Origin of the sequence: Actinosynnema sp. NPDC023658 (assembly GCF_040639995.1) — a bacterium.
Taxonomy (GTDB): Bacteria; Actinomycetota; Actinomycetes; order Mycobacteriales; family Pseudonocardiaceae; genus Actinosynnema.
On the sequence record NZ_JBFAAX010000002.1, the window covers coordinates 38000 to 54847 of the forward strand.

The window sequence follows — 16848 nt, forward strand, 5'->3', positions numbered from 1 at the left end:
CGGCGTGCGGCGCGCGGTCAGATCCGGGCGGAGCGCACCGCTTCGGCCAGCAGCTCCTCGACCTGGTGCGCGAGCCGGCGCGAGTCGGTCGGGCTGAACGTGCTCCACGGCACCGACCCGTTCGACGCCCGCCGTTGCTGCAGGTAGCGGCCTTCCTCGGTGTCGAAGAACGCGACCACCCGGTCCGGTCGGCACCGCTTGCCGTACTTGTCCCGGGCCGCCGCGCCGAAGTTCCCGGTGTGCACGAGGCCGGTGAACATCTTCACCAGCGTGGCGGCGTCCTCCTGTCGCACGCCGTGCGCGCGCAGCGAGTTCTCCAGGCTCTTGGGCGAGCCGTCGGACTTCTTGACCGCGGCCTCCAGGTCCGCGCTGGGCATGGTCACCGAGTGGCCGGTGCCCGCCGGGTGCGCGGGCAGCGCGCCCACGACGGCCGACGGCAGGCCGCTGCCCGCCGCGCGCCGGAACGTGAGCCGGTTGTCGGTCAGGGTGGCCACCGCGCCGTCGTCGCCGTTGGCCACGGCCAGCACCCGCACGCTCTTGCCGACCCACACCCGGCCGTCGACCTCGCGCTCAGGCCTGTTGAACAGCCGCAGCAGGTGGTCCAGCTCGGGGTGCAGCCCGGTCGGGCCGCCGAGCCCGCGCGCGGCGACGTCGTGCCAGACGCGCCGTTCCAGCTCGGCGCGCTCCCGGTGGGTCCTGCCCGGCGAGGGCACCTTGATGACCAGCGGCATCTGGCCGAGGTCGAGGCGCTCCCAGAGCACGTCGAACTCCTCGGCGGAAAGCTCGACCGGCTCCCGCTCCGCGGGCCCCCCGAAATACGTCACCGACTCCCCGTCCCTGGAGACCGGACACGGGCCCGCGCCGAAGTCGACGCGGGCCCGTGCACCGGACGATCACTACTGCGGCGTCTCGCCGATCACCGGCGGCGCGACGAGCCGGTCGTCACCGAACACGTCGGTGGTCTCGACCAGGTAGTCGGCTGCCTTGTGCTCGATGTCGTCCTCGCCGTCGCCGCCCTGCGCGCCGGCCGCCCCACCGGGCATGCCCGCACCCGCACGACCACCGGCGCCCGGAGCACCCGGACGGCCGCCCGCACCGGGACCACCCGCGCCGGGACGACCCGCGCCGGGACCGAAGCCACCGGCACCGGGGACGCCGCCGCGACCGGGCGCCACGCCCGTCGGGTGGCTACCACCGGGACCACCGGCGCCGGGCACACCCGAGCCGGGCAGACCACCCGCACCGGGCATCCCGGGACGCATCCCGCCGGGACCGTGGGCGTTCGGACCACCGGGGGCACCCGGCATGCCGGGCACCCGGCCGGTCGGCAGGCCCGGTCGCTGACCGCCGGGGCCCGTGGGGACCCGGGGCGGGAACTGCGGGCCGTTGCCCGGAGGCCGCGGCGGGGTCCAGCCGGGAGGCAGCGGCGGGGTGCCGATGGGCGGCCTGACGGGCGTGTTCACCGGGGGGTTCACCGGCGGGTTGACCGGAGGCGGCGTCGGCGTCGGCGTGCCGACGGGCGGCGGGGCCCAGGACGTGTTCGTGGTGCCGCCGGTCGTGGGCAGCTGGGTCGGCTGCGGGACCGGCGTGCCGGTCGGCGGCGGCGTCCACGACGGCTGCGTCGTGCCGCCGCCCTGGCTCGGCGCCGTCCACGACGGGGTGGTGTTGTAGTTCGCGCTGGAGTTGTTGTACTCGCCCGCACCGGCCGGCGGCGGGGTGTCGATCACGACCTGCGGCGGCGGGACGAACTTGCCCAGCGTGTCGGCGTTCCACTCGCTGCTGGACTGGTAGTTGTTCATCACCTCGACGGCCTTGGCCTCGGCGTTGTCCTGCGCCGCTTCCTGCCGCTCGTGGTCCTCCTGCTGCTGGATGACGTGCATCATCCCGATCGGACCGGTGAGCCCACCGACGATCTTGTCGCCCAGGGACGGCGCCTCGGTGGTCACCGCCAACGGCTCGGGCATCTCCTTGCGGGCGTTGGCGATGTAGTCCGCCTGGAGCTGCGCGGAGGTCTCCATCGTGCCGGAACCCTGCTGGGCGTCCGACGCCCACGCCGCGAGGGGGGACAGCGAGGCCGTCGTCGTGTCGGCCGTCTCGCCCTCCCAGCTCGCGCCCAGCTTGCCCAGGCCGTCCTGGATGGAGGTGTCGATCTCGCCCAGTGCCTCGGACAGCGACTTCCACGAGTCCTCGAGCGGTCGGGACGCGGCGACGCCCGGGCCCTCGTTGATCATGCGGTGGAGATCGGGGTGGGCATACCCGCGCCAGCGGTGGTCACCCATCGTGCTCGCCCCCCTCGGGTGCGTAGGTCAGCAGGTCAGCCGTTGTTGATGCGTCCCCAGGACGCGGTGTTGTCGCCTTCGACCCGCCGGTAGTCGGCCTCGATGGCGGTGAGCTGGTCGACCACGCCCTTGAGCTGGTCGCGGTACGCCTTGAGGGCCGTGAGCCCCGCCGAGTCGCCGGCCTCGAACGTGTCCCGGTTGAACCGGTCGGCGGTCTCCGAGCTCACCGGGTCACCAGCCCACGGCTGAGCCTTGAGTTCGGCGACCGCGCGCTGCAGCTTGAGTTCCAGCTTCTCCAACGCGTCCGAGAACACCTTGCGCGCGTCAGGGATCGCTGAGGGCTCGATGCTCAGCTTCCGCTGCGCCCCGGCGTAGTCGGGAAGCGTCGTCGGCGTCGATCCCCCGCCACCACCATCCGCGATGAACACGGCACACCCCTCCTCAGTGCTGCACATACCCCAGCGTGTGCATCTGGGACGACTCTAGCTCTGATGTATGACGGAGGTGAGCGGTTCCCTCTGCAAAGGGTGTAGTTCCGCTCATTCCTATTTGCTCACGAGGTTGGCCACGACCGCGTCGGCCACCGGCTGGACGAGTCGGCACAGGGTCTTCACGTCCGTGTCACCGAGGCTGAACGCCTGGACGTCGACCAACTGGCCGTCGGAGACGTCGATGTCCACTGAGCACGCCAGGCCCAGCGCCGTGGTGGACTCGACCAGCACGGCAGGGAAGCCACCGACCTCCAACTTCGTCACGTCGGGCCGCGGCGAGTCCGTGTAGGTCCCGATGCCCTTCGTGCTGTCGAGGTAGATGGCGATGGAGTGCTTGCGGTCCTCGCGGTTCATGGCGCACCCCGGCTTGCCCGGCTGGTCATCCTTCTGCGGCGGGCGGTTCAGGCCGAACTGGGTGCGCTGGGCGTCGGTCAGCAGGGCGCACGGGTCCACGCCCTCGACGTTGATCGTCTTCGGGCGCCGGGACGGCTCCTCGGAGGCCGAGGTCGGCGCGCTCGTCGCGGACGTCCGCCCGGCGGCGGCGGAGGTCGTGGTCGCACCGGAGGCGGACCCGTCCGTGGGTTGCGAGCAGCCCGCGAGCAGGGCCAGGGCGGCGATGAGCGGCACGGCACGACGCATGTGGTCCAACGTATCGGATCAGCAGTCGGCGTAACGGCAGTTCACGACAGCCGGCCGCTCGACCGGCCGACCGGCGTCGATCGACCACGCCAGCCGCACGTACTGGGCGTGCGTCCAGGCCAGCGGCGTGGCCGAGGTGGTGCCGCGGCCCTCCCACACCTGCTCGGGCAGCATCCCGCCGTCGTTGGCGGTGGACGCGATGTCGGCCAGCCGGCGGCGCGCGCCGTCGACGTCACCGGCCAGCAGCTCGTACTCGCCGCGCTCACCGGCGAAGATCGGCCACAGCCTGCCGTACGTGCGGCCCTGGCCGATGTTCCACGGTCCGCCGTCGGCGCGTTCGCCGTAGCCGTCGCCGTTGTAGCGGTGCCAGAACCGGTCCACGCCCAACTGCTCGTCGACGACCTTCACGGTGTTGCGGACGACCGGGTCGTCGTGCGGCCGGACGCCCAGCCGCACCAGCTCCAGGAAGCTCGGGTCCACGGCGGCGCGCTGGTCGATCGCGGTCGGGTGGTTGTCGCCCGGGTTGTAGGTGGTGCCCGCGTTCGGCTGCCCGTCCTTGGTGAGCCGCAGGTAGTACGGGTCGGGCGAGAACGGGCCGGTGGTGGTGACGGTCCAGCCCTCCAGCCGGCGCTCCCAGTCGTCGGCCACGGCGAGGTACCCGTCGGCACGAGGGTCGCCCGCCCGGTGCAGCAGGTCGGCCAGGCACACCAGGCCGGCGATCTCGGCGGCGATCGTGCCGGGCGAGTAGCCGCTCTGGTTCTCCCACCGCTCCTGCGGGGTGGACGGCGCGTCCGGCTGGGCGATCATGAAGTCGGCGGCCGCGACCAGCTTGTCCACTGTGGACCGGTCCGCGCGGCCGAGCAGCCAGGCCAGCAGCATCGGCGCGGCCTGCTCGTCCTGCTGGACGTTGGTCCAGTACGGCTCGCCGTCCACCCTCGTGTTCTGCGGCAGGTGGCCGTCGGCCTGCTGCTGCACGTCGAGCATGAAGTCGAGCGCGCGCTCGGCCGCCGCACGGTCGCCGGCCGCGAGCATCGCACTGGCCACCTGGTACAGGTCGCGCGGCCAGACCAGGGCGTACGAGCCGAACTCCGGGGCGATCGTGCGGTCGAAGCCGAACGCCCACGGGAAGCTCGGTGAGGCCACGAACGCGCCGGGGTGCCGCTTGTCCTCGGTCGCCGCCATCACCATCAGGGACGTGTCGTAGAGGTGGCCGTCGGCGCTCTTCGGGCGCTTGAGCCCCTTCAGGTAGTCGTTCCAGCCCCGGTCGTACCGCAGGGCGTGCCGCGGGAAGCCCTCGACCAGGGACTGCCGCGCCGTCGTGAGCGCCTCGTCGACGCGGGCGCCGAAGCCCAGCGCCAGCGTGGTGCTCCGGTCGTGCACGCCGTCCACGCGCAACGCGCCGGTCTGGATGACGTTGCCCTCGGTGGAGCCGAGCGGCTTGATCGGCTCGTCCGCGACCAGGGCGCTCGCGGACTGGGCGTCGTGGGCGAGCAGCGCTTCGGGGTGCTCGACGGCCGAGTCGTCGTCGCCGTCGCGGGACAGGTTCGGGTCGAGCACGACCCGCACGTCCACCGGCCGTTCGGCGCGCAGCCGCAGGTCGGCCAGCACGGTCGGCCGTCCCGGGTCGGTGGTGTAGGTGATGGTGGCCTGCCAGTCGTGGCCCTGGAACGTCTGCCGGTAGCGCAGCCGGCCCACCGGTTCGGTGCGGCCCTCGGCCGTGCGGCCGTCGACGACCAACCGCAGGTCACGGGTCGCCGGCGTGCTCAGGTCGGGGTAGAAGACCTCGGTGAGGCCGGTGCGGCCGAGGGTGAACCAGACCGGGCTCGTGGCCTGGCGGGCCGTGCCGAACCCCTGTTTGTCGGCCGGTGCGTAGGTGGCAGGAGGACCGGGGACGGTCAACGCGCTCGCCAGCAGCACCGCGACTAAAGGGGTCATGTCCGATGGGGTGCGCAACGACGCGCGCGGTCAAACGCGGGTACGTAGGGTCGGCGGGGTGGGAGACACGGGACCTGGACGGATCGAGGACTACGCGCTGCTGTCGGACCTGCGGACGGCGGCTCTGGTGGGGCGGGACGGGTCGATCGACTGGCTGTGCATGCCGCGGTTCGACTCGCCGTCGTGCTTCTCGCGGCTGCTGGGCACCGAGGACGACGGGCACTGGCGGATCGCGCCGACCGGCGAGGTGCTGTCGGTGCGGCGGTCCTACCGGAACGGCAGCCTGGTGCTGGAGACGGAGTTCGAGACCGTCGACGGCGTCGTGCGGCTGATCGACACCATGCCGCCCGAGCAGGACGACTGGGACGCCGACACGCGCGTGGTGCGGGTGCTGGAGGGCGTATCCGGGCAGGTCGAGGTGGAGTTGCGGTGGGTGCTGCGGTTCGCCTACGCCGACTCGGTGCCGTGGGTGCGGCGCGGTGAGCGGGACGGGCAGGAGTGCATCGTCGCGCTCGCTGGCCCGTCCGCCGTCGCGCTGTACGGCGACCGGCTGCCCTACCGGGTGCACGGTCAGCGCGCGCACGAGGCGGTGTTCACCGTCTCGGCGGGCGAGCGGTTGTCGTGGGTGATGGAGTTCGCGTACTCGCCCGACGAGCCGCCCGCGCCGGTGGACGCGACCGGCGAGGTGGCGCGGTCCGAGGCGTTCTGGCTGGCCTGGTCGTCCAGGATCGACTACGACGGGCCGCACGCGGAGGTCGTGCGGCGGTCGCTGATCACGTTGAAGGGCCTGTCGTACGCGCCGACCGGCGGGATCGTGGCCGCGCCGACCACGTCGCTGCCCGAGACGTTCGGCGGCGAGCGCAACTGGGACTACCGGTACTGCTGGCTGCGCGACGCCACGTTCACGTTGCTGGCGCTGGACAACTTCGGCTGCACGGGCGAGGCGGCGGCGTGGCGGAAGTGGCTGCTGCGGGCCGTCGCGGGCGACCCGGCCGACCTGCAGATCATGTACGGCATCGGCGGTGAGCGGCACCTGGTCGAGTGGGAGGTCGACTGGCTGCCGGGGTACCGGGGCGCGCGGCCGGTGCGGGTCGGCAACGCGGCCTACCGGCAGCTCCAGCTGGACGTGTACGGCGAGGTCATGGACGCGCTGCACCTGGCGCGGGAGCGCGGGCTGGGCGAGACGCCGGACTCGTGGGCCATGCAGCGCGGCATGCTGCGGCACCTGGAGAAGGTGTGGGAGCAGCCGGACAAGGGCCTGTGGGAGGTGCGCGGGCCGGACCGGCACTTCACCCACTCCCGGGTGATGTTGTGGGTGGCGTTCGACCGGGCGGTGCGGGCGGTGGAGGAGTTCGACCTGCCCGGTCCGGTGGAGCGGTGGCGCGAGCTGCGCGAGACCGTGCACGCCGAGGTGCTGGCGAAGGGCTGGAACGCGTCGGTGAACGCGTTCACCCAGTACTACGGCGGCACGGAGCTGGACGCGGCCACGCTGCTGATCCCGGCGGTCGGGTTCCTGCCCGGCGACGACCCGCGCGTGCTCGGCACCCTGGAGGCGATCTCGCGGGAGCTCAAGCACGGCGACCTGATCGACCGGTACGGGACGTCGCACGGCGAGTCCGAAGTGGACGGGTTGGCCGGTGTGGAGGGAAGCTTCCTGGCGTGCTCGTTCTGGTACGTCGACGCGCTGGCGTTGGCGGGACGACGCGAGGAGGCGCTGGCGATGTACGACCGGCTCGTGGACCTGTGCAACGACGTGGGCCTGTTGGCCGAGGAGTACGACGCGGGCACCGGGCGGATGTGCGGCAACTTCCCGCAGGCGTTCAGCCACCTGGCGCTGGTCAACAGCGCGGCGGTGCTGTTCGGCGGCCACACCCGCGACGAGCGCCACCGCGGCGGTGCGGCGTGAGGGCCGCGGAGGTCGTCCCCGGCGAGCCGGGCGCGTCGCGGGTGGTCGACCGCGAGGTCGTTCCGGTCGCGGGCGAGCTGCTGGTGGAAGGGCTGCTGGCGGGCCTGTGCGGCACCGACGTGGAGATCATCCGCGACGGTTTCGGCTCGCTGCCGCCGGGGCGGGACCACATCGTGCCGTTCCACGAGTCCCTGGGCCGGGTGCTCGACAGCCCGTCGCCGGACTTCGCGCCCGGCGACCTGGTCGTCGGCGTGGTGCGCCGACCCGACCCGGAGCCGTGCCCGGCCTGCGCGGTGGACGCGTGGGACTTCTGCCGCAACGGCCGGTACACCGAGCGCGGCATCAAGGAGCTCGACGGCTACGGGATGCAGCGCTGGACCGTGCCGCCGAAGTTCGCGGTCAAGCTGGACCCGGCGCTGGGCGACGCGGGCGTGCTCACCGAGCCCGCGTCGGTGGTGGCGAAGGCGTGGGCGCAGGTCGAGGCCGTCGCGACGCGGACCCACCTGCCGGTGCGGTCGGCGCTGATCACCGGCGCGGGGCCGATCGGCCTGCTGGCGGCGCTGCTCGGCGTGCAGCGGGGCCTGGAGGTGCACGTGGTCGACCGGGTCACCGACGGCCGCAAGCCCGACCTCGTGACCACGCTCGGCGCGACCTACTACCCGGACCTGGCCAAGGTCACCGCGGACGTGGACGTCGCCATCGAGTGCACCGGCGTCGCGCCCCTGATCTGGGAGTGCGCCCGCCGCGCGTCCGTCACGGTCCTGGCGGGCCTGTCCGGCGACCACGACCCCGTGCCGCTGGACCCCAGGGTGTTCGACGGCATCGTGATGGGCAACAAGGCGGTCGTCGGCACGGTCAACGCGGGCCTGCCCGACTACGTCGCCGCCGCCGAGGCCCTGGCCGGCGCCAGCCGCCCGTGGCTGAACGGCCTGATCACCCGCCGCGTCCCGCTCGACCGCTTCACCGACGCGCTGGAGAAGGAGGAGGACGACGTGAAGGTGGTCGTCGACCTGGCGTAGCGGACGTGCCCGGCCGCGCCCGCCGTCGCCGGGTGCACCGGGCCGGTCCGGTCTAGCGGCGCAGCAGCTCGTCGATCTCCTCGGGCTTCATCGGCTTGGCGAAGAACCAGCCCTGGCCGGTGTCGCAGCCGATCCGGTGCAGGCGCTTGGCCTGCGCCGGGGTCTCCACGCCCTCCGCGGTGACGCCCAGTTGCAGCGCGTGGGCCAGCTGGACCAGCGTGGACACGATCTGGGCGTCCACCGCGTCCTCCTCGTCGGCCGCCCGCAGGCCCTCCATGAACGAGCCCGCGATCTTCAGCTCGTGCACCGGCAGGTGCTTGAGGTAGGCGAGGTTCGAGTAGCCCGTGCCGAAGTCGTCGATCGCGATCCGCACGCCCATGTCCGACAGCGCCCGCAAGGCCTCCAGCGGCTCGTCGGCGGTGCCCATGATCGCGCTCTCGGTCAGCTCCAGCTGCAGGTGGTGCGGCGGCAGGGCGCACTCGTCCAGGATCCGCTTCACGTCCCGCACCAGCTCCGGGTCGCGGGACTGCCGCACGGCCAGGTTGACGCTGACGAACGGCGCGGACTCGCCGAACTCCTGCAGCCACCGCCGCGCCTGCTCGCACGCCCGCCGCAGCACCCACCGGCCGAGCGGGACGATCAGCCCGGTCTCCTCGGCCAGCTCGATGAACCGGTCCGGCGCGAGCCGCCCGAACTCGGGGTGCTGCCAGCGCACCAGGGCCTCCACGCCCACCACGGTGCTGTCCTCCAGCCGCACCAGCGGCTGGTAGTCGACGTAGAACTCGTCGCGCTCCAACGCCGCGGGCATCGTCGCGGACAGGGTGAACCGCGCGACCTCCTTGGCGTTGCGCTCCGGGTTGTACAGCGCCCACCGCGACTTGCCGTCGGCCTTCGCCCAGTACAGCGTGATGTCCGCGTCGCGCATCAGGTCGGCGGCCGTGGTGCCGGACAGCGCCCGCTCCACGATGCCGATCGACGCCGACACGGTCAGCTCGTGCCCGCCGATCCGGATCGGTGACTCCAGCTCGCGCAGCACCCGGTCCGCGACGTCGACGATGTCCTGCGTGTCCTGCGAGCCCTCGACCAGGATGACGAACTCGTCGCCACCCATCCGGGCGACGAGCTTGCCCTCGCCGGACACCGAGAGGTCCAGCCGCCGCCCGACCTCGACCAGCAGCTGGTCACCGATGTCGTGGCCGAGGCTGTCGTTGATCACCTTGAACCCGTCGAGGTCCAGGTAGCACAGGCCGGCGCGGTGGCGGGCCCGGTTGTTGAACACCCGGCCGAGGCGCTCCAGGAACAGCGCGCGGTTCGGCAGGCCGGTCAGCGGGTCGTGCAACGCCTGGTAGCGCAGCCGGTTCTGCAGCAGGTGGCGGTCGGTGACGTCCTCGATCATCGCGACCTGGTACTGCGGGTCGCCGTGGTCGTCGCGCACCAGCGACAGCGTCAGGTGGGTCCACACCTGCTCGCCGTCGGCCCGGCGGAACCGCTTCTCCGCCCGGTAGTGGTCGCACTCGCCCGCGGTGAGCTGGTCGTACAGCCGCCAGACGCTGCCGCCGTCCTCCGGGTGCATGAGGTCGCGGATGTTGTACTGCCGCATCTCCTCGACGCTGAACCCGAGCATGTCCTGCAACGCCTGGTTCACGTCCAGGATGCGGCCCTCGATGTCCGCGATGCCGATGCCGATCGCGGCCTCGGTGAACATCGCGCGGAACCGCGCCTCGGACGCGCGCAACGCGGCTTCGGCCTGGTCACGGGCGTCCAGCACGGCCGCGCGGATCGCCTCCTGCTCGGCCAGCGTCCGCTCGCGCAGGGCACGGGCGTACCCGGCGGCCAGCGCGCCCTGCAACGCCGCCAGGCGGGAGCGCATCAGCTCGTCGGGCTGGATGCCCAGCTCCCCGAGCAGGTCGTCACCGAGCAGCTGCACCGTGCGGCCCAGCGTGTCGGTGCCGGTGAAGTGCGCCTCGACCAGGCGGGCGCCGATCTCGTAGCCGGGCGCGGTGCGGAACGGGCTGGCGTGCAGCGCGTGGACCAGCACCTCGGTCAGCGCCTGGAGGTGCTCAGCGACCTCGGCCCTGGTCATGGGGACGTAGCTGCTGCCGATGACCGCGGTGGCCCAGGTGCGGGCGAAGGACTCCGCCCCGGCCAGTACGGCGGGGTCGAGGTTCGATCGGCCCGGTGCTGCCACCCGATGGTCAACCTGTTCCGTCATGTCCGTCGGCCTACCGCCACAACCCAGAGGATACGACCGGTTGCCACGCGGGGTCGACAACCAGGCCGACGCCGCGACGCGCCGCGCGGCCGTCCATCAGGCCTTCCGCCCGACGCCGCCGAAGCTGATGAACCGCGCGGCGTCCTCGTCCACGTCGTCCGGCGACTCGGGCCGCCACAGCGGCAGCCGCGCCACACCCGGTTCGACCAGGTCGAACCCCTCGAACAGGGCCTGCACCTCGTGCTTGCGCCGGAAGCACATCTCGCTGACGCCGCGGTTGTAGACCTGCTTCGCGTCGTCCCACGCCGGGTCCCAGTCGCCCTCCTCGTACCCGGCGTGCGAAATGGTGAGGTAGCTGCCGTCCGGCAGGGCGTCGCGGTAGTCGGCCACGATGCCCCGCGGGTCCTCGGAGTCGGGCACGAAGTGCAGCAGGGCGATCATCAGCACGCCGATCGGTTGGCTGAAGTCCAGCAGCTCCTGCACCTCGGGCGACTTCAGCACCTGCTTGGCGTCGCGCACGTCCGCCTGCAGCACGCTGACCAGCTCGTTCCCGGTCAGGATGGCCCGGCTGTGGGCGACCGCGACGGCGTCCACGTCGACGTAGACGACGCGCGCGCCCGGGTCGGTGGCCTGCGCGATCTCGTGCACGTTGCCGACGGTGGGGATGCCGGAGCCCAGGTCGAGGAACTGGCGGATGCCCTGCGCCAGCAGGAACCGCACGGCGCGGCGCAGGAACGCCCGGTGGTTGAGCACGATGGACTTGATCACCGGCACGTCCGCGAGGACCTTGTCCGCGACGGCCCTGTCGATCGCGAAGTTGTGCGCGCCGCCCAGCCAGTAGTCGTAGACCCGCGCGATGCTCGGTCGGGCCAGGTCGACGTCCACCGGTGCCCAGTTGGGCCGCTCCCCGCTGTCCACCCGGATGCTCTCCTCTGACGTGATCGTGTCCCACCGTTGCGGTGACACGCACATCATGGGCCAATCCGGTGAGTTAGCACACCGCCGGTTCGGCTCCGAGTTCGGAAACGACCTCCCCCGAGCTGATCACCCGGAAGAATGACCGCCTTGTGAAGTACCTGTGGATCGCGGGCGCGGTCGTCGTGGTGGTGGCCGTCGTGCTGCTCCTCGTGCAGCACCGGCGCGCGAGCAGCCTCCTGGTGCCGACGCTGACCGGGTCCGTCGGCGTGTTCCTGCTGGTCGCGGGCTGGTTGTTCGCGGTCGACACCGGCACGCCGAAGAACGAGGCGATCAAGACCGGCGGCCTCGCGGGCGGCGCGGTCGTCGCCCTGTACGCGCTGTGGCTCAACGACCGGCGGCGGCGCACGGACGAGGAGCGGCAGAAGATCGAGTCCGATCGGCACGGGTTGGACAGCGCCCGCGCCGAACACGACCGGTCGAGGGTCGCGGACGAGAGGTTCGCTCGATCGGTCGAACTGCTCGGCCACGACGCGGAGCAGGTGCGGGTGGGCGCGATGCACGCCCTGGCCGGCCTGGCGCGGTCGCGGGCCGAGTACACCCAGACCGTGCTCGACGTGCTGTGCGCCTACCTGCGGCGGCCGTTCGACGACGAGCGCGACGACCCTGGCGACGAGCCCGGGCACCGCGACCGGCACGAGCACCGCGACGAGCGCGAACTGGAGGTCCGCCTCACCGCGCAACGGCTGGTCGCGGACCTGCTGCCGCGCGCCGGCGAGGAGGGCGCCCCGCACTACAACCTGGACCTGACCAGGGCCTACCTGGAGTACTTCGACCTCTCCCACCGCCAGGTCGGGGACCTCGTGCTGCGCGCGGCGCGGCTGCGGGAGTCGAACTCCTTCCACCACGCGGTCGTGCACGGCGGCGCGTGGTTCACCGACGCGCGCAGCCGCGGTCGACTCTACCTGCACCACGTGGTGTTCCACGGCAAGGCGTGGTTCAGCCGGTTCACCGGCGAGCAGGCGGTCGACTACAGCGCCACCAGGTTCCTCGGCCCGAGCAAGTTCGCAGAGGCCGCGTTCACCGGCCCGGTGACCTTCGAGGGCTGCGAGTTCGCCGAGCCGATCGACTTCGAGCTCGCCCGGTTCCACGCCGGGCTGAACCTGGAGCCGGCCAGGCCGACGGTGGCGCGCACGCACGGCATGCACATCTCGCTGGAACACCCCAACAAGCTGCCCGACGGCTGGGTGGTGGAGCGCCGCGAAGGCGGCTTCGGACTGGTCAGGAGCTGACGTGCGAGGACGCGGGTTGTTGGTGGCGAGCGTGCTCGCCGCCGTGCTGGTCACGGTGACGACGACCGCCGTCCTGCTGCTGGTCGACCCCCGGCAGCCCAAGGCGGAGGCGATCAAGACCGGTGGGCTGGCCGGCGGCGCGGTCGTCGCGCTGTACGCGCTCTGGCTCAACGACCGCCGCCGCCGCACCGAGGAGGCGCGGCACCAGCTGGAGATCGAGAAGGTCACCGACGAGAAGTTCGCGCGGGCCGTCGAGCTGCTGGGCCACGAGGCCGACCAGGTGCGGGTCGGCGCGATGTACGTGCTGGCCGAACTGACCCGGACCACGCCGCGGTACAAGCAGACCGTGCTGAACGTGCTGTGCGCCTACCTGCGGCGGCCGTTCGAGCACGCCGCCGTCGACCAGAAGCCCGAGGACCCCGACCTGGCGTTCTTCGAGGAGGGCAGGCGCGTGGTGTCGCCGGAGGACGACCGGGAGATGACCGTGCGGATGACCGCGCAACGGCTGATCACCGACATGCTCCCGTGGGGCGCGGACCCGGACGAGACCCGGTACCACCTGGACCTGACCGGGGCGCGGCTCGTGCACTTCAGCCTCCAGGGCCGCAGGCTGGGCGGCCGGCTGATCGCGCGACGGGCCGACTTCTACGGGATCACCAAGCTCGGTGGGATGGAGCTCCACAAGCCCGCGCTGTTCTCCGGCGCCACGTTCCACGGTCGGGTGACCATTCAGGACGGCCTGTTCGAGGGTGGCATCTCGTTCGAGGACACCGCGTTCGAGCGCGAGCTCAACCTGACGGGTGCGCGGGTCGGCACGTTCCTGCACCTCACGCGCCGGCCACCGGAGGTGCTGGTCGGCACGCTGGAGGTGCTGGAGGGCACCGCGTACCGCAACGACCCGACCGGCTGGCCCCTAACCGGCGACGGACAGCCCCCGGCCGGCCTCCAGGGCCATGTCGAGCAGGACTGACGCGGCGGCGCTCACCGTCGGCGCGGTCACCACGGAGGTCTCGACCACCGGCGCGTCGACCAGCTCCACGAACCGCGCCCGGGTCGGCTTCGAGGCGAACGACCGCGGCACCAGCGCGACGCCCAGGCCGAAGCCGACGAAGTCCAGCAGCGAGTGCACGTCGTTGACCTCGACCGCGACCCGCCGGTCCACGCCCGCGGTGGCCAGCGCCCGGTCCACGTCGTCGCGCGTCCCCCAGTCGGGGTTGAAGTCCACGAAGGACTGACCGGTCAGCTCGGCCAGCCGCACCGACTCGCGCTCCGCGAACGGCAGCTCCGGCGCGCACGCCAGCACCAGCGGCTCGCTGGACAGGGTGGACGCCTTGAGGTCCTCGCCCGCGCGGCCCGCCGTGACGAACGCGAGGTCCAGCCGCCCGCCCCGGACCAGGTCGACCAGCTCACCGGAACCCGCCTGGCGCAGCCGCAGCTCCACGCCGGGGTGCAGCTCGTGGAACCGGGACAGCACGGCGGGCAGGTGGATGGCGTGCAGGCACTGGATGCTGCCGACGGCCAGCGTGCCGCGCAGCAGCCCCTGGACGGCGGCCACCGCGTCCCGCGCCGCGTCGATCGTGCCCAGCACCCGGCGGGCCTCGACCAGCAGCGCGCGTCCGGCCTGGGTCAGCTCCACCTGGCGGGTGCTGCGCACGAACAGCGGTGCGCCCAGCTCGACCTCCAGCGCCCGGATCGACGCGGACAGACCCGATTGGGCGACATGCATGCGCCGCGCGGCACGGGTGAAGTGGCACTCCTCGGCCACGGCCACGAAGTACTCGAGCTGGCGGAGTTCCAAGATTCATCACCCGTACTGCTGAATGGCATCAGGTTCTTCTGTTGGACAGCTTAATGCTTGGCACCCAAGCTGGGTACGCGAAGTCGCGTCGGTCGTTCGCGACCGCCTTGCCAGGCGACCGAGCCGCCGTCTGCGGAGCAGCGGCATCCCGACACAGGAGGTATTCCGACCATGCTGACTCGCCGAATCGGAGGGGTCGAGGTCAGCGCCATCGGCCTGGGCGCGATGCCGATGTCGCTCGAAGGCCGCCCCGACCGGGCGCAGGCGATCGAGACCATCCGCACCGCCCTGGACAAGGGCGTGACGCTGATCGACACCGCGGACGCCTACTCGGCCGACGACAGCGACTTCGGGCACAACGAGGAACTGATCGCGGAGGCGCTCAAGGGCGTCGACGGCGTCATGGTCGCCACCAAGGGCGGCCACACCCGCCTCCCCGGCGGCGACTGGGGCCTCGACGGTCGCCCCGAGTACCTGAAGGCGGCGTGCGAGGCGTCGTTGCGCAGGCTCGGGGTGGACGCGATCGACCTCTACCAGTTCCACCGGCCCGACCCGTCGGTGCCGACCGCGGAGTCGGTCGGCGCGCTGGCCGAGCTGCTGGACGCGGGCAAGATCAAGCTCGCCGGCGTGTCCAACTTCGACCCGGCGCAGATCCGGAAGGCGAACGAGGTGCTGGGCGGCCGTCTCGCGAGCGTGCAGAACCAGTTCTCGCCCGCGTTCCGCTCCAGCGAGCCGGAGCTGGAGCTGTGCGCGGAGCTGGACATCGCGTTCCTGCCGTGGAGCCCGCTGGGCGGCATCGCCGCGGCCGGCGAGCTGGGCGAGCGGTTCGCCGCGTTCGCCGAGGTCGCCCGGGACCGCGGGGTCAGCCCGCAGCAGGTGTGCCTGGCGTGGATGCTCGCCAAGGCTCCCCAGGTGGTGCCGATCCCGGGTTCGTCGCGGCCCGCGAGCATCTCCGACTCGGCCGACGCGGTGCACCTGCGGCTGTCGGAGGAGGAGCTGGTGCGTCTGGACGGGTGACGCCCCGGATGCGGTGGCGGGCGGTTGGCCGGACGATCTAGGCCGGACGTACCAGCACCACCGACCGAACGGGGACGTCGATGGCGACACACACCCGCCCGCGCACCACGACCGCCCGACCGGGTGCGCCGACCGTCACGCCGGCGGTCGTCCGGCGGCCGGTCGCCGGAGCGCCACCCACCGGTCGGCGGACCGCTCCACGACGGGGGGCCGGGGTCGCGGCACGCGGCCCCGGCCCGCGCGCTCCGTGCCCGGTACCGCCGGGAGCGGGATCCGGACTGGTCCCCGACGGCCGGGACGTCCTCGACGGTGACGACCAACAGTTGCGCAGGGTGGCACTCGGGTAGTCCCCGTTGCTCCGTTTTCGTGACTAATTAACACGAACCCTGGCGAATTGGTTAGACGTGCAGCACACTGCCCAACGAGTCAACCCCCTGCACTGGCTCGAGGAGTCCCGATGAACAACTTCAGACGCTCCGCCACAGCCATCCTGACCAGCGTCGGACTGGCCCTGCTCGGCCTCGCCGGCACCGCCCAGGCCGCACCCGTCGTCGACGACCACGCGATGGGCTCGCAGATCGCCAAGCACGAGGGGCGCGGCGGCCAGCGCATCGTGATCCCCACCGATCCGAGCGCCCAGGCCGTCGTCTACGGCATCGACGTCAGCGGGCACCAGGGCAACGTCGACTGGGCCTACTGGTGGAACCAGGGCAAGCGGTTCGCCTACGTCAAGGCGACCGAGAGCACCACCTACCGCAACCCGTACTTCGCCCAGCAGTACAACGGTTCCTACAACATCGGCATGATCCGCGGCGCCTACCACTTCGCGCTGCCGGACAAGTCGGCCGGCGCCACCCAGGCCGACTACTTCGTCGGCAACGGCGGCGGCTGGTCCCGTGACGGCAAGACCCTGCCCGGCGCGCTGGACATGGAGTACAACCCGTACGGCTCGACCTGCTACGGGCTGTCCAAGGCGAGCATGACCTCGTGGATCAAGTCGTTCAGCGACCGCTACCAGGCCCGCACCGGGCGCTGGCCGGTCATCTACACGTCCACGAGCTGGTGGAACCAGTGCGTGAGCGGCGACTTCAGCTCCACCAACCCGCTGTGGGTCGCCCGCTACTCGACCGCCGTCGGCACCCTGCCCTACGCCTGGCCGATCTACACGATCTGGCAGTACTCGTCGTCCCCGATCGACCAGAACGAGTTCAACGGCGCCTACGACCGACTGCAGGCGCTGGCCAACGGCTGACGCCGCCACCCGCCGGGGGGGGGCGGGGGGCCGCGCGCGCCCCCCCGCCACCGCCGCCCGCGGCGCGCCGGCCGGCCCCCCGCCCGCCCACCC

At 72.3% G+C, this 16848-nt stretch carries 14 protein-coding genes; 6 read left to right on the plus strand and 8 right to left on the minus strand.

What is annotated here, in order from left to right:
• Positions 1–17: 17 nt before the first annotated feature.
• The 5 genes from AB0G02_RS00685 to AB0G02_RS00705 form a co-directional block, all read right to left on the minus strand.
• Entirely contained in the window at positions 18–824 is an 807-nt protein-coding gene (locus tag AB0G02_RS00685) for an ESX secretion-associated protein EspG (RefSeq protein ID WP_360787156.1), read from the minus strand.
• A 72-nt stretch (positions 825–896) separates the two neighbouring features.
• Complete coding sequence (locus AB0G02_RS00690) at positions 897–2231, minus strand: PPE domain-containing protein (protein ID WP_360787159.1); 1335 nt, start codon at positions 2229–2231, stop codon at positions 897–899.
• 83 nt (positions 2232–2314) lie between these two features.
• Positions 2315–2707, minus strand: coding sequence for a transcriptional regulator (locus AB0G02_RS00695; RefSeq protein WP_360787162.1), 393 nt, complete (start codon positions 2705–2707; stop codon positions 2315–2317).
• A 117-nt stretch (positions 2708–2824) separates the two neighbouring features.
• The gene (locus AB0G02_RS00700; RefSeq protein ID WP_360787164.1) at positions 2825–3409 is read right to left on the minus strand and encodes a DUF3558 domain-containing protein; all 585 of its coding nucleotides are present in this window, start codon (positions 3407–3409) and stop codon (positions 2825–2827) included.
• Between the two features lie 18 nt (positions 3410–3427).
• Positions 3428–5344 (minus strand): glycoside hydrolase family 15 protein, encoded by a 1917-nt coding sequence (locus tag AB0G02_RS00705; RefSeq protein ID WP_360787167.1) that lies wholly within the window; start codon positions 5342–5344, stop codon positions 3428–3430.
• 58 nt (positions 5345–5402) lie between these two features.
• On the opposite strand from AB0G02_RS00705, the gene AB0G02_RS00710 reads away from it, so the two are divergent.
• Positions 5403–7250: a glycoside hydrolase family 15 protein gene (locus tag AB0G02_RS00710; RefSeq protein ID WP_360787170.1), complete on the plus strand. Its 1848-nt coding sequence runs from the start codon at positions 5403–5405 to the stop codon at positions 7248–7250.
• Positions 7247–8269 (plus strand): glucose 1-dehydrogenase, encoded by a 1023-nt coding sequence (locus tag AB0G02_RS00715; RefSeq protein ID WP_360787173.1) that lies wholly within the window; start codon positions 7247–7249, stop codon positions 8267–8269. The genes AB0G02_RS00710 and AB0G02_RS00715 overlap by 4 nt, the downstream gene beginning before the upstream one ends.
• Before the next feature lie 52 nt (positions 8270–8321).
• Here the strand turns inward: AB0G02_RS00715 and AB0G02_RS00720 are convergent, their stop codons facing one another.
• Together AB0G02_RS00720 and AB0G02_RS00725 are read right to left on the minus strand one after the other, a co-directional pair.
• Positions 8322–10481: an EAL domain-containing protein gene (locus AB0G02_RS00720; protein WP_360787175.1), complete on the minus strand. Its 2160-nt coding sequence runs from the start codon at positions 10479–10481 to the stop codon at positions 8322–8324.
• 96 nt (positions 10482–10577) lie between these two features.
• Entirely contained in the window at positions 10578–11399 is an 822-nt protein-coding gene (locus tag AB0G02_RS00725; protein WP_360787177.1) for an SAM-dependent methyltransferase, read from the minus strand.
• A 149-nt stretch (positions 11400–11548) separates the two neighbouring features.
• Here AB0G02_RS00725 and AB0G02_RS00730 point away from each other — a divergent pair, with 149 nt between their 5' ends.
• Both AB0G02_RS00730 and AB0G02_RS00735 read left to right on the plus strand, forming a co-directional pair.
• Positions 11549–12688: a pentapeptide repeat-containing protein gene (locus AB0G02_RS00730; protein WP_360787180.1), complete on the plus strand. Its 1140-nt coding sequence runs from the start codon at positions 11549–11551 to the stop codon at positions 12686–12688.
• A gap of 1 nt (position 12689) precedes the next feature.
• The gene (locus tag AB0G02_RS00735) at positions 12690–13658 is read left to right on the plus strand and encodes a pentapeptide repeat-containing protein (protein ID WP_360787182.1); all 969 of its coding nucleotides are present in this window, start codon (positions 12690–12692) and stop codon (positions 13656–13658) included.
• Here the strand turns inward: AB0G02_RS00735 and AB0G02_RS00740 are convergent.
• Complete coding sequence (locus tag AB0G02_RS00740; RefSeq protein ID WP_360787185.1) at positions 13602–14486, minus strand: LysR family transcriptional regulator; 885 nt, start codon at positions 14484–14486, stop codon at positions 13602–13604. The two genes, AB0G02_RS00735 and AB0G02_RS00740, sit on opposite strands and share 57 nt — an antisense overlap.
• A 171-nt stretch (positions 14487–14657) precedes the next feature.
• Here AB0G02_RS00740 and AB0G02_RS00745 point away from each other — a divergent pair, with 171 nt between their 5' ends.
• Together AB0G02_RS00745 and AB0G02_RS00750 are read left to right on the plus strand one after the other, a co-directional pair.
• Positions 14658–15503: an aldo/keto reductase gene (locus tag AB0G02_RS00745; RefSeq protein ID WP_360787188.1), complete on the plus strand. Its 846-nt coding sequence runs from the start codon at positions 14658–14660 to the stop codon at positions 15501–15503.
• Between the two features lie 565 nt (positions 15504–16068).
• On the plus strand, positions 16069–16755 hold the full coding sequence (locus AB0G02_RS00750; protein WP_360787248.1) for a lysozyme: 687 nt from the start codon (positions 16069–16071) through the stop codon (positions 16753–16755).
• Positions 16756–16848: the final 93 nt, after the last annotated feature.